The 11,718-nt window shown below is 69.5% G+C and carries 15 protein-coding genes and 1 tRNA gene; 8 read left to right on the forward strand and 8 right to left on the reverse strand.

The window, feature by feature from the left end; translation table 11 throughout:
• The coding region (locus tag VHU88_17005) for a hypothetical protein (protein HEX3613390.1) at nt 1–128 on the reverse strand (128 nt) is incomplete at its 3' end.
• A gap of 65 nt (nt 129–193) precedes the next feature.
• Nucleotides 194–835 (reverse strand): uracil phosphoribosyltransferase, encoded by a 642-nt coding sequence (upp, locus tag VHU88_17010; protein HEX3613391.1) that lies wholly within the window; start codon nt 833–835, stop codon nt 194–196.
• A gap of 185 nt (nt 836–1,020) precedes the next feature.
• Between upp and VHU88_17015 the strand changes: the two genes are divergently transcribed.
• From VHU88_17015 to VHU88_17035, 5 genes are all read left to right on the forward strand, one after another.
• Nucleotides 1,021–1,509 carry a tRNA adenosine deaminase-associated protein gene (locus tag VHU88_17015; GenBank protein HEX3613392.1) on the forward strand — a complete coding sequence of 163 codons (489 nt, stop codon included), beginning with the start codon at nt 1,021–1,023 and terminating at the stop codon, nt 1,507–1,509.
• Between the two features lie 32 nt (nt 1,510–1,541).
• On the forward strand, nt 1,542–2,057 hold the full coding sequence (locus tag VHU88_17020) for a tRNA adenosine deaminase-associated protein (protein HEX3613393.1): 516 nt from the start codon (nt 1,542–1,544) through the stop codon (nt 2,055–2,057).
• Between the two features lie 17 nt (nt 2,058–2,074).
• The gene (tadA, locus tag VHU88_17025) at nt 2,075–2,506 is read left to right on the forward strand and encodes a tRNA adenosine(34) deaminase TadA (protein HEX3613394.1); all 432 of its coding nucleotides are present in this window, start codon (nt 2,075–2,077) and stop codon (nt 2,504–2,506) included.
• 17 nt (nt 2,507–2,523) lie between these two features.
• A tRNA-Ser gene (locus VHU88_17030) sits at nt 2,524–2,608 on the forward strand.
• Nucleotides 2,609–2,840: 232 nt separating this feature from the next.
• Nucleotides 2,841–3,278 carry a nitroreductase family deazaflavin-dependent oxidoreductase gene (locus tag VHU88_17035; GenBank protein ID HEX3613395.1) on the forward strand — a complete coding sequence of 146 codons (438 nt, stop codon included), beginning with the start codon at nt 2,841–2,843 and terminating at the stop codon, nt 3,276–3,278.
• A 9-nt stretch (nt 3,279–3,287) separates the two neighbouring features.
• On the opposite strand, the gene VHU88_17040 is transcribed toward VHU88_17035, so the two are convergent.
• The 5 genes from VHU88_17040 to VHU88_17060 form a co-directional block, all read right to left on the reverse strand.
• The gene (locus VHU88_17040; protein ID HEX3613396.1) at nt 3,288–3,791 is read right to left on the reverse strand and encodes a DnaJ C-terminal domain-containing protein; all 504 of its coding nucleotides are present in this window, start codon (nt 3,789–3,791) and stop codon (nt 3,288–3,290) included.
• A 24-nt stretch (nt 3,792–3,815) separates the two neighbouring features.
• Nucleotides 3,816–4,538 carry an MBL fold metallo-hydrolase gene (locus tag VHU88_17045; protein ID HEX3613397.1) on the reverse strand — a complete coding sequence of 241 codons (723 nt, stop codon included), beginning with the start codon at nt 4,536–4,538 and terminating at the stop codon, nt 3,816–3,818.
• A gap of 71 nt (nt 4,539–4,609) precedes the next feature.
• Nucleotides 4,610–5,527 (reverse strand): NUDIX hydrolase, encoded by a 918-nt coding sequence (locus VHU88_17050; protein HEX3613398.1) that lies wholly within the window; start codon nt 5,525–5,527, stop codon nt 4,610–4,612.
• Nucleotides 5,528–5,536: 9 nt separating this feature from the next.
• A complete protein-coding gene (locus VHU88_17055) occupies nt 5,537–6,004 on the reverse strand; it encodes a RidA family protein (protein HEX3613399.1) in 468 nt (155 codons plus the stop codon).
• A 73-nt stretch (nt 6,005–6,077) separates the two neighbouring features.
• Nucleotides 6,078–6,230 carry a hypothetical protein gene (locus tag VHU88_17060; protein HEX3613400.1) on the reverse strand — a complete coding sequence of 51 codons (153 nt, stop codon included), beginning with the start codon at nt 6,228–6,230 and terminating at the stop codon, nt 6,078–6,080.
• Between the two features lie 71 nt (nt 6,231–6,301).
• Here VHU88_17060 and VHU88_17065 point away from each other — a divergent pair, with 71 nt between their 5' ends.
• Nucleotides 6,302–7,297: an ArsA-related P-loop ATPase gene (locus VHU88_17065; protein HEX3613401.1), complete on the forward strand. Its 996-nt coding sequence runs from the start codon at nt 6,302–6,304 to the stop codon at nt 7,295–7,297.
• Nucleotides 7,298–7,370: 73 nt separating this feature from the next.
• A complete protein-coding gene (locus VHU88_17070) occupies nt 7,371–8,537 on the forward strand; it encodes an ArsA-related P-loop ATPase (GenBank protein HEX3613402.1) in 1,167 nt (388 codons plus the stop codon).
• 157 nt (nt 8,538–8,694) lie between these two features.
• Here the strand turns inward: VHU88_17070 and VHU88_17075 are convergent, their stop codons facing one another.
• Nucleotides 8,695–8,997 (reverse strand): WhiB family transcriptional regulator, encoded by a 303-nt coding sequence (locus VHU88_17075; GenBank protein HEX3613403.1) that lies wholly within the window; start codon nt 8,995–8,997, stop codon nt 8,695–8,697.
• A 441-nt stretch (nt 8,998–9,438) separates the two neighbouring features.
• Here VHU88_17075 and VHU88_17080 point away from each other — a divergent pair, with 441 nt between their 5' ends.
• Nucleotides 9,439–11,682, forward strand: coding sequence for a transglycosylase domain-containing protein (locus tag VHU88_17080; protein HEX3613404.1), 2,244 nt, complete (start codon nt 9,439–9,441; stop codon nt 11,680–11,682).
• Nucleotides 11,683–11,718 lie beyond the last annotated feature (36 nt).

Consider the following 11,718-nt stretch of genomic DNA (forward strand, 5'->3'; position numbering starts at 1 on the left):
GTGGCCACGGCGACCCGGTAACCCAGGCCGATCAGCGCCTTGACCGTCGCAGGGGTGGCAGCGACCCGCGTCTCCCCGCGACTCGACTCGTTGACGACGCCGATCCGCGCACCAAGCGACTCAGTCATCCGGCCTCCGTCCGTTGCCTCACGGCGACGCTATCGGACGAGTCGGACGCACCCTTGATCGATGACTAGGTCGCAGTGCCGAACAGTCGGTCGCCCGCGTCGCCCAGCCCCGGGACGATGAAGCCGTGCTCGTCCAGCCGTGGGTCGATCGCCGCGAGCACGACCGTCAGACCCTCGGCGGTGTCGCCCAGCTTGGAGTCCAGGTTGGTCAGCCCCTCCGGGGCGGCCAGCAGCGCAATCGCGTGCACCGACTCCGCGCCCCGGCCGAGCAGCAGCGCCGCGGCAGTGGCCAGCGTGCCGCCGGTGGCCAACATCGGGTCGAGCACGAAGCACTGCCGGCCGGTCAGGTCGGCGGGGACCCGGTCGGCGTAGATCCCGGCCGAGAGCGTGACCTCGTCGCGGACCAGGCCGAGGAATCCGACGTCGGCCTCCGGCAGCAGGCGCAGCATCCCGGCGAGCATTCCCAGCCCGGCCCGCAGGATCGGTACGACCAGCGGTTTCGGCGCCGCCAACCGCACGCCCGTGGTGGCCTGCACCGGGGTCTGTATCTGGCACTCCGCCACCCGCACGTGCCGGGTGGCCTCGTAGGCCAGCAGGGTCACCAACTCGTCGCACAGTGATCGGAACGCCGGCGTCGCGGTGCCGACGTCGCGAAGAGCACTGAGCTTGTGGGCGACCAACGGATGGTCGACCAACTGCACCTGCACGCCGCACCTCTTCCTCTCGCTGCCAACCGCCGAGACGATCTCATGAACAGCGCTTTCCGTGCGGGCGCAGGGCTGCCCGGACCGGGAATGATCTGTCAGGATGCGACCGGAGAGAGAGGTCAGGCAAAGCCGCGAGCATGCCACCGGCTTCGGTGGCCTGCGGAGACTTCAGGTGGGGAGTCGCCATGTCGGACGAGACCACGACCGATTTCGCCGTGGTCGTCTATCGCGAGGACGACCGCTGGGCGGCAGACGCATTGCCGCCGACTGTTGGGGAGGATCTGGACGAGTTGGTCGAGGCGACGCGTCGGCAGTCCGGGGGTGGCGGCGCGATCGGCCTGGTTTCCGTGGAGGACGACTTCTTCGTCGCCGTCCGGGTACTTGGTCGCGAGGTCAAGCTGCTGCTGTCCGACGTGACCGCTGCCGGTGAGTCCCCGTTGGCCGGCGAGGTGCTCGAGGCGCTGGACCTGCCGATGCCCGGGCCGGAGGACGACCGCGCGCAGCCGGCCGGCGACCTCGGGATCTTTTCCGACCTCGGGCTCCAGCCGATGGAGCTCGGCGCACTGTGCGACGACATGGACCTGTACCCCGATCAGATGCTCGACAGCATTGCCGCCCGCCTCGGCTTCGCCGAACCCTTTCGGCGGGCAATGGATTCGGCCCTGGCCGACTGAACCCGACAAGAACGATCTGCTGGGAGAGACAAGTGGTGTACTTCTCGGTCGTGCTGTCCCGCACCGAGGACGGATGGGACTCCAACGACATCGAGCTCGACGAGGTCGAATCGCTGACCGATCTCGCTGATGCCATGCGCGAGGCGTCCGGCGACGAGGACGCGGAGGGCCCGTGGCTGCTCCTGCTCGAGCAGGAGGACATGTGGTTCGCGGTGGTCCGCGTGGACGGTGACGACGACCCGCGCGTGTTCATCTCCGACCGCTCGGCCATCGAGCACTCCGCCTACGCGGAGATGCTGCTGGAGGGCATCGGGGAGCCGGACGACGAGGTGGTGGCCGAGTTGGAGAGCGAGGTCGAGGACGAAGAGGACGACGACACCGAGCTCGACGACGGCCCGGTGGGCGACCTGGAGATCCTGGCCGACCAGGGCACCTCGGCGCAGGCGCTGCTCGACCTGTGCTCCGGCGACGGGGTGCTGCCGTCCGAGGCGCTGACCGTCCTGGCCGAGCGGGCAGGCGCGGCGAACGCGTTGGAGACCGTCCGCTGAGTCCTTGGGACCCGTGGATGCGCACGGCGCTGGAGGTGGCCGGCGCGGCGGCGACGCATGGCGACGTCCCGGTCGGCGCGGTGGTGATCGACGCTGCCGGGACCCTGCTCGGGCAGGGGCACAACCGGCGAGAGGTCGACGCCGATCCGACGGCGCACGCCGAGATCGTGGCGTTGCGGATGGCGGCGGCGGCCCGCGGTGAGTGGCGGCTGACCGGTTGCACGCTGGTGGTCACGCTCGAGCCGTGCACGATGTGCGCGGGCGCGATCGCCTCCGCACGCGTCGACCGACTGGTCTACGGGGCCCTCGATCCCAAGGCCGGCGCGGTCGATTCGCTGTGGGACGTGCTCCGCGACCGACGGCTCAACCATCGGCCGGAGGTACTCGGCGGAGTGCTCGCCGAGGAGTGCTCCACGGTCCTGAGGACGTTCTTCGCCCAACGTCGCTGACTGATATCGTCCTGCGCGGTGGCGTGTCCGAGCGGCCGAAGGAGCGCGCCTCGAAAGCGCGTGATGTGCAAGCATCCGAGGGTTCAAATCCCTCCGCCACCGCCCTCACCGCCCGCCTGTTCGCAGACTGCGCGAACCAAGCGGGCGGTTTTCATTGCGACGCTCCGCGTCGCGGGCGGGGGCTCCGCCCCCGCCACCCCCGGCCCCGGCCCCGGACGGTGCAGCATCCGCGCTGACGCACTGGCTCTGGCCGGTCCGATCGGCGCACTACCCTGGCAGCCGATGGTGCTGTACCGGCAGTGCGCCGGGTGAACGGACGATCGAGGAGCCACGGATGGACGTTCTGCGCACGGCGAAGGACAGCGCGGCGAAGGCCGTCAACCGGCTTCACCCGGCGTTGTATCGGGCGACCGGTCGTCGGGTCGGGGCGCACCTCGGGCAGGCGCCGGTGATGCTGCTGACCACAGTGGGGCGCAAGAGCGGCAAGGAGCGCACGGTGCCGTTGATCTTCCTGCGGCAGGGGGACGACGCGGTGATCGTCGCCAGCTACGGCGGCGACGACCGGTCGCCGGCCTGGTACCACAACCTGGTGGCAAACCCTTTGGTCACCGTCGAGATGGACGGCAACAAGCGGGAACTGCGCGCTGTCGTCGCTGATGCCGCGACCAAGGCCAAGTACTGGCCGGAGCTGGTCGCGATGTACCCGGGCTACGAGAAGTATCAGAGGCGTACGAAGCGCGAGATTCCCGTCGTCGTGCTCACCAACCGCTGAACGTCCCGCTCAGAGAACCTGAACGCGAACCAACAGGTCGCCGAAGCCGTCGGGCGCGAATGTGCTGGACCGAGGCACGCGGAACAGTCGGCCACTGGTGGTACCCGGCGGCACGCGCAGCCGCATCAGCTGACCCGGAGCCGGCACCGTGATCATCGCGCCGTGCTCGGCCTCGTGAGCGCGGACACCCACCACCAGCACCAATTCCCCACCCTGTCGCTCGAACCTAGCCCCCACCGGAGTGACTGCTCCCGCCGCGGACGTCCCCACGCCCGTCGACCGGTACGACCCGGGCAAGGTGCTCCAGCGGTCGCGCTCAAGCCAATTGATCTCTGAAATCGTCGTCGCCTCCCTGCAACTTGACTCTCGATCCTCATAGCTACCCGTGGGGATTGGAACAACACTTCGGGAACGGAGCGACGAACTTAAGGAGGGTTTCGCCGAACCGCCGGTGGGGCCCGCTCCGCGTATGAGAGTGCCCACTTCGCGTATGAGAGTGCCCACTGCGATCATCGATGATCGCAGTGCACGACCGAGTTAGAGCGGTTCGCCCAGGTATTCCAGTTGGGCGCGCACCGACCATTCGGCGGCCCACCAGAGCTCGGGATCGACATCGGCGTAGACCGTCTCGACCACGGCTCGGGCGCCCCGGACGCCGGCGGCCACGGCCGCTCGTACCTGCTCCAACCGTTCCTGACGGTGCGTCAAATACATGTCGACGACCCGCTCGGCCTCGGGCAGTACCGGGCCGTGCCCCGGATAGACCGTGTCGACGCCGCCGCGAGTCAGCGCCTGCAACCGGCCCAGCGACTCCAGGTACGCGCCAAGTTGCCCGTCCGGGTGGGCGACCACGGTGGTCCCGCGGCCGAGGATCGTGTCGCCGGTGAGCACCGCCCGGTCGGCCGGCAGCAGGAAGCAGACCGAGTCCGAACTGTGGCCCGGCGTCGCCAGCACCTGCAGGTCCAGGCCGTCGACGGTAATGCGATCGCCCTCGGCCAGGCCGCCGGCGCCGGGGCTGCGGCATTCCGGCGCGGTGGCGCGGATCGGGGCCTGCGCCATTGCGGCGAACGTGGCAGCGCCGGCCACATGGTCGGAGTGACGGTGCGTCAGCAGAATCACCCCGACGCGACGGTCGGCCTCGGTCGCGGCGGCCAGCACTGTCTCGAGGTGGCCGAGGTCGTTCGGGCCGGGGTCGATGACGACACTGCACCCAGCACCCGACTCAGCGAGCACCCAGGTGTTCGTACCGTCCAGCGTCATCGGGCCCGGGTTCGGCGCGAGCACGCACCGGGCGCGCGCGCTGATCGGCCCGCCCGACCAGGCGGGGGCGGTCACAGCGGGTTAGCCGCGGGGTCGTCGTCGATCTGACGGGGCATCATAATTCCGCGGTCCCAGGCCGGGTCCCCGGGCAGCACCATGGTCGCGTGCGCACCGTCGAGCACCACGCGCGGCTCGATCGGGGTGACCACCCGGTGGGCCGCCAACACTGCTGCCACCGAGTCGAACTCGCCCAATTCGGCCATCGTCACCAGGGTCGGCGGCATCATCTGCATCTGGCCGTCGGCACACCGGCCGATGGCGGTCAGTGGCCGAACCCACTCGACCCGGTCGGCCTCCTCGCCGAACTCGCGGGTGCGTTGCCCTGCCGGCATCGCCGCGACGAAGAACCGGGTGTCGAACCGCCGAGGCTCGATCGCCGGGGTGATCCAGTGGGCCCACGGCCGGAGCAGGTCGGCACGCACGGCCAACCCACGCCGGTTCAGGAACTCGGCGAACGCGAGGTCGCGCTCGATCAGGGCCCGACGGTCGGCCTCCCAGTCATCGCCGCTGGTGTCGGCCACGACACTGTCGGCGTCCGGACCGGCCAGCAGCACCCCGGACTCCTCGAAGGTCTCGCGAACCGCCGCGCAGACCAGCGCCCGGGCCGCGGGCTCGGGTGCGGCGAACGCCGCAGCCCAGAAAGCCGGGCCGGGGCCGACCCAGCCCAGCCCGGCATCGGTGTCGCGCGGGTCGACCGAGCCGCCAGGGAACACATACTGCCCGGCCGCGAAAGCCATCGTCGACTGCCGCCGCAGCGCGTAGACCTCAACGCCGTCCGAGGTGTCGCGCAGCAGCGCCACGGTCGCGGCGGCGCGGGCCGGCTCGATCGCCAACCGACCGGCGACCAACTGTCGGGCACGTTCGGCGAACGCATCGGGCAGCTTGCGGTTGCCGAGTGCAGCGGCCAGCGATTCCGGCACGACCGTCATGCCCCGAGGTTAGCCCGCCACCTCGACGGTGAGTGCGACCTCGACCGGCGCATCCAGCGGCAGGCAGGCCACGCCGATCGCGATCCGGGCGTGGACCCCGGCCTCGCCGAGCACGTGCCCGAGCAGTTCGCTGGCGCCGTTGATGACCGCCGGTTGCGCCACGAAGTCCGGGTGGCTGGCCACGTAGCCGGTGACCTGGACGACGCGCACGATCGCGTCCAGCCCGCCGGCGACCTCGGCCACCGCGGCCAGCCCGTTCAGCGCGCACCGCTGGGCCAGGCCCCGGGCCTGCTCCACGGTGATCCCGCCGTCGCCGACCTTGCCGGCGAGCACGAGCTTCCCGTCGACCATCGGCAGTTGCCCGGACACGAACACCAGATTTCCGGACCGGACCGCCGGGACGTAGGCAGCCAGCGGCTTGGCCACCGGCGGCAGGTCGAGTCCGAGCTCGCGCAGCCTCTCCAACCGATCACTCACCGGCGCACCTCCGTCCACTCGTACGAGTTCGACGTGGCGGGCACTGCGACATTGATTCGCTCGCTGCGCTGACTCATGTTGGCCGCTTGAGGTAAGCGACCAGGTTGTCGGTGTTCGGACCCGGCACGACGCTGACCAGCTCCCAGCCGTCGGCGCCCCAGGTGTCGAGGATCTGCTTGGTCGCGTGCACCAGCAACGGCACCGTCGCGTACTCCCACTTCTGCATGCCTCGGAGCATATGTGGCGGCTGATCCGCCTGACCCGAGCACCGTCGGTGGTCGGCCCTAAGCTGCCCGGATGTCGCCCAGCGCGAAGTCGGCCTGGTCCGGGGTCGAGCTGCACATCGTCACCGGCAAGGGCGGGACCGGGAAGACCACGGTCGCCGCCGTGCTCGCGTTGGCCCTGGCCGCGGGCGGGCACCGGACACTGCTGGTCGAGGTCGAGGGCCGGGGCGGGATCGCGCAGCTGTTCGACACCGCGCCGTTGCCCTACGAGGAACGCCGGATCGCGGTCGCTCCGGAGGGCGGCGAGGTCTTCGCGCTGCCCATCGACCCGGAAGAGGCGCTGCTCGAGTACCTCGAGATGTTCTACCACCTGGGTCGCGCCGGTCGTGGCCTGCGCAGATTGGGGTTCGTCGACTTCGTGACGACGATCGCGCCGGGGTTGCGCGACGTACTGCTGACCGGCAAGGCCTACGAGGCGGTCGGGACCCGGCGCGGCGGTCGGCCGACATACGACGCGGTCGTGATGGACGCGCCGCCGACCGGCCGCATCGCGCAATTCCTCAACATCAACACCCAGGTGGCCGGGCTGGCCAAGGGCGGGCCGATCCACAACCAGGCCGAGTCGATCATGTCGTTGCTGCGGTCGCCGCGAACCGCCGTGCACTTCGTGACCGTGCTCGAGGAGATGCCGGTGCAGGAGACGCTCGACGGCATCGGCGAGGTCTCCGCCGCCGGACTGCCGATCGGCGCGGTGATCGTCAACCTGGTCCGCCGCCCGGCGCTGCCGGACGCCGATCTGGCCGCGGCCGCGGCCGGGACGTTGGACGCGCAGTCCGTGCGCGACGCGCTGACCTCGGTCGGGCTGTCGGTGCAACCGAAGGTCGTCGACGGACTGCTGGCGCAGGCCGCGGACCACGCGGTCCGGGTGGAGCTGGAAGCCGGACGTCGGGCCGAGCTGGCCGCCACCGGCCGGCCGCGCTACGAGCTGCCGGCGCTGAGCTCGGGCATCGACCTCGGCGGGCTGTACCGACTTACCGAGGAACTGCGCGACCAGTGGGGCAATCGATGAGCGAGCTTGCGAGCTCATCAATCAACACTGCGCGACCGTGCCTCATCGGCCTGCCGAGGAACGAGGCAGGCCGATGAGCGCGCGACCGACCGACCCGCTGCGGGTCGACCGCCTGCTCGACGACCCGGCCGTGCGGATCATCGTCTGCTGCGGTTCCGGCGGGGTCGGCAAGACGACGACCGCCGCGGCGCTGGCGCTGCGTGCGGCCGAGCGCGGCAGGCAGGTCGTGGTGCTGACCATCGACCCGGCCCGGCGGCTGGCGCAGTCGATGGGCCTGGTCGAGCTCGACAACACCCCGCGTCCGGTGGCCGGGATCGACAACTCCGGCGGCGGTTCGCTGCAGGCGATGATGCTGGACATGAAGCGCACGTTCGACGAGATCGTGCTGGCCCACTCCGACCCCGGCCGCGCCGAGGCGATCCTGGCCAACCCCTTCTACCAGTCGTTGTCGTCCTCGATGACCGGGACGCAGGAGTACATGGCCATGGAGAAGTTGGGCCAGCTGCGCCGGTCCACCGACTCCGACCTGATCGTCGTCGACACCCCGCCGAGCCGTTCGGCCCTGGACTTCCTGGACGCGCCGAAGCGGCTCGGTTCGTTCCTCGACGGGCGGGTGATCAAGCTGCTGGCCGCGCCCGCCAAGGCCGGCGGCCGGGCGTACCTGAAGGTCGTCTCGATCGGCTTCAACGCGGTCGCCAACGTGTTCACCAAGGTGCTCGGCGCGCAGTTGCTCAAGGACGTGCAGGCGTTCGTAGCCGCGCTGGACACGATGTTCGGCGGCTTCCGGGAACGGGCCGACGAGACCTACCGGCTGCTCAAGGCGCCGGAGACCCGCTTCCTGGTGGTGGCCGCCCCCGAGCCGGACGCGCTGCGCGAGGCCTCGTACTTCGTCGAGCGGTTGCGCGACGAGCAGATGCCGTTGGCCGGGCTGGTGCTCAATCGCGTGCATCGGTCGGCTGCGGCTTCACTGTCGCCGGAACGGGCGATCTCGGCCGCCGAGGACCTCGACGCCGCCGGCGACGCGCCCGGGCCCGTGTTGACTGCCGGCCTGCTGCGCCTGCACGCCGACCTGATGCACGTGGTCGCCCGCGAGGACAGCCTCACCGAGCGGTTCACCGTCGCGCACCCGACGATCGCCGTGGTGGAGGTCGGGGTCCAGCCGGCCGACGTTCATGACCTCGACGGGCTGCGCCGGGTCGGCGCCGACCTGGCCGGCGGGCCTGACCGGCCCGGAACATGAACGCGCCCGGCGGATGTGCTCCGCCGGGCGCGTCCGAGGTAGTCCCCGGGGGCGCGGGTGGCGAAGCCCCGCTCGCGGCGCGAAGCGCCTCAAGGCACAGAGAGGCCGACCCGGGTTCGCGCTTTCCGCGAACACAGGTCGGCCGGTCGACCTCTGCCTAGATGGCCTCGGGCAGCGCCTTCGGGGAGCCCAGGTGCTCGTCGCGAGCCGCCTCGAGCAGGCCACGCCAGGAGGTGACGTTGGGGCGCCGGCGGAGCAGCGCACGGCGCTCACGCTCGGTCATGCCGCCCCACACCCCGAACTCCACCCGATGGTCGAGCGCATCGGCGAGACATTCGGTGCGCACCGGACAACCCATGCACACAGCCTTGGCCCGGTTCTGCGCCGCACCCTGGACGAACAGCTCATCAGGCGCGGACTTCCGGCACCGGGCGCGGGATGCCCAGTCAACGTCCCACATAGACTCGCGTCCTTCCCCCTGGCGAGAAACAGCCCGGACGCACCCCGGGCCGGATAGCGCCGAACGTGACCGTACGTAACTCGGTTCCTGTCCGACAGGACCCGTTTGGACCAAACCGAAGTAGTCAATTCGGGCCACTGTCACGACGCGTTCGTGTCGGGTTGGACGCGTCCTGCCCCGACTTGGTTCCATCCCGATGGCGCTTGCAGCGGCCGTCCCGAGAACCATCGCGGATCGTCAGACAGGCGTAGAACGAGTTGGTCCGTGTGGGCTAGAGGAGGCGAGGGACATCGGTGACGAAGTCCGTCACGCAAAGGCAAAACGCGCGATCCGGACCAGATGCGCGAACGGTGACAGCCTCGGACACATCGTTTGGATAGGCATAGTCAGCGTTATGTGAAGGACCCGATAGGAACCTTGGATCAGCCTTAGTCTGGTCACATGAGGAAACTGTGGCGGCGCAAGGTGACGAGCGCGCCGATGGTGATCACGCCGGCGCTGGGCACCTGGACACCCGCGCGAGAACACAGTCGTCGCACGAAGGTCACCGGATTCATCGGGGTCTGCGTCCTGTCCGGCGCGATGATGGCCGGAATCCTCATGCCGGTCGTCGGAACCGGCGCAGTCGCCGCCAACCACCTGTCCAAGGACTTCCAGGCTCTGCCCTCGGACCTGTCGACGGTCCCGCCGGCGCAGGCCTCGGTGATCCTGGCCGAGGACGGCACCCGGATCGGCAGCTTCTACGACGAGAACCGGGTCGACGTCCCGCTGGACCACATCGCGCCGGTGATGAAGCAGGCCATCCTCTCGATTGAGGACTACCGGTTCTACCAGCACGGTGGAATTGATCTTGAAGGCACCATGCGTGCCCTGGTGAAGAACTCTTCCACCGGTACCGGTCAAGGTGGTTCCACGCTGACGCAGCAGTACGTAAAGAACCTGCTGATTCAGTTGGCCAACGGCGACCCGGACAAGATCGCGGCGGCGCACGAACACACAGTGACCCGAAAGCTCAAGGAACTGAAGTACGCGCTGGAGATCGAGAAGAAACTGTCCAAAGATCAAATTCTGGACAATTACCTCAACATCTCCTACTTCGGCGCCGGCGCCTACGGCATCGAGGCGGCGTCCCGGCGGTACTTCTCGAAGAGCTCGAACAACCTGACGCTGACCGAGGCCGCGATGATCGCCGGCATCGTGCGGAGCCCCACGAAGTACGACGCGATCGCCAACCCGGACCAGTCGATCCAGCGCCGCAACGTGGTCCTGGCCCGGATGCGCGACCTGCACAACATCACCCCGGACCAGTACGCCGAGGCCGTCGCGCAACCGCTCGGGCTGCGGGTGTCGCCGACGTCCAACGGCTGCACGGCCTCGCCGGTGCCGTTCTTCTGCGACTACATCACCCACGTCATCCTCAACGACCCGGTGTTCGGTCAGACCGAGCAGGAGCGTGAGGACCTGCTCTCCCGTGGTGGGCTGACCATCCGCACCACGCTGGACATGCAGGCGCAGCACTCGGCCGAGCAGGCCATCCGCGACAAGGTCTCCCCCACCGACAAGGTCGCCGCGGCGTTGGCCTCGGTCGAGCCGGGCACCGGCAAGATCCGGGCGATGGCGGTCAGCCGGCAGTACGGCACCCAAACCGGCCAGACCACCGTCAACTACGCCACCGACTACACCTACGGCGGCTCGCGCGGCTTCCAGGACGGTTCGACCCACAAGGCGTTCACCACCGCCGCGGCACTGGCCGCCGGCTACGGCAGCGAGTTCAAGATCGACTCGCCGTACTCGATCGGCGGCTTCTACGCGCAGACCAACTGCGAGGGCAAGCGGGTCCCTGCCGACGGCTGGCACCCGACGAACTTCACCGACGACGAGACCAACGGCGTGTTCGGCTCGATCACGATGCGCGAGGCACTGCGCCGGTCGGTGAACTCGTTCTACGCGCAGATGGAGCAGAACGTCGGGCTGTGCAACGTGGTGCAGATGGCCACCGCGGCCGGCGTGCACCGCGCCGACGGCAAGCCGCAGAAGGAGTTCCTGCCCTACACGCTGGGCATCAACGAGGTCTCGCCGCTGGACATCGCCGACTCCTACGCGACCTTCGCAGCCCGCGGCGTGCACTGCGACCCGATCGCGATCGAGTCGATGATCGACGCGCAGGGTCAGCAGCTGCCGGTCCCGTCGGCCAACTGCAAGCAGACGGTCCCGCAGAAGATCGCCGACGCCACCGTCGACATCCTGCGCAGCGTCATGGAGCCGGGCGGTTACGGCGAGCGGATGGACCTCAACGACAGCCGCGAGGCGGGCGGCAAGACCGGCACCACCAACAACAACATCGCGGTCTGGTACTCGGGGATCACCCCGCAGCTGTCGACCTCGGTCTGGCTGGGCAACCCGGACGACTACAGCTACCACATGGGCGACATGAACATCGGCGGCACCTACTACCACCTGGTGGTCGGTTCGGCGATCCCCGGCCCCATCTGGAAAGAGATGATGGACGGGGCCCTGGCCGGAAAGCCGAACCTGACGTTCCACCCGGCCGACCCGAAGGTGCTGGAGGGCACCAAGGGCGACGGCAACGGCGGCTCGGGCAAGATTTCCTGCAAGGGCATCAAGGACCCGATCAGCGACCCGAAGATCGGCGATCCCGGCTACGTGCGGCCGGTCTGCAAGTAGCCCTGCGAACCACCCCGAAGCGGGGCCGCCCCCCCC

It is taken from the genome of Sporichthyaceae bacterium, from assembly GCA_036269075.1.
Taxonomy (GTDB): Bacteria; Actinomycetota; Actinomycetes; order Sporichthyales; family Sporichthyaceae; genus DASQPJ01.

Bases quoted from the DNA above. Each gene is read 5' to 3' on its own strand.
- tadA (HEX3613394.1), top strand. From the start codon at position 2,075: ATGCGCACGGCGCTGGAGGTGGCCGGCGCGGCGGCGACGCATGGCGAC.
- VHU88_17080 (HEX3613404.1), top strand. From the start codon at position 9,439: ATGAGGAAACTGTGGCGGCGCAAGGTGACGAGCGCGCCGATGGTGATC.
- VHU88_17075 (HEX3613403.1), bottom strand. From the start codon at position 8,997: ATGTGGGACGTTGACTGGGCATCCCGCGCCCGGTGCCGGAAGTCCGCG.
- VHU88_17065 (HEX3613401.1), top strand. From the start codon at position 6,302: ATGTCGCCCAGCGCGAAGTCGGCCTGGTCCGGGGTCGAGCTGCACATC.
- VHU88_17045 (HEX3613397.1), bottom strand. From the start codon at position 4,538: ATGACGCTGGACGGTACGAACACCTGGGTGCTCGCTGAGTCGGGTGCT.
- VHU88_17060 (HEX3613400.1), bottom strand. From the start codon at position 6,230: ATGCAGAAGTGGGAGTACGCGACGGTGCCGTTGCTGGTGCACGCGACC.
- VHU88_17040 (HEX3613396.1), bottom strand. From the start codon at position 3,791: ATGATCGCAGTGGGCACTCTCATACGCGAAGTGGGCACTCTCATACGC.
- VHU88_17015 (HEX3613392.1), top strand. From the start codon at position 1,021: ATGTCGGACGAGACCACGACCGATTTCGCCGTGGTCGTCTATCGCGAG.
- VHU88_17035 (HEX3613395.1), top strand. From the start codon at position 2,841: ATGGACGTTCTGCGCACGGCGAAGGACAGCGCGGCGAAGGCCGTCAAC.
- VHU88_17050 (HEX3613398.1), bottom strand. From the start codon at position 5,527: ATGACGGTCGTGCCGGAATCGCTGGCCGCTGCACTCGGCAACCGCAAG.
- VHU88_17070 (HEX3613402.1), top strand. From the start codon at position 7,371: ATGAGCGCGCGACCGACCGACCCGCTGCGGGTCGACCGCCTGCTCGAC.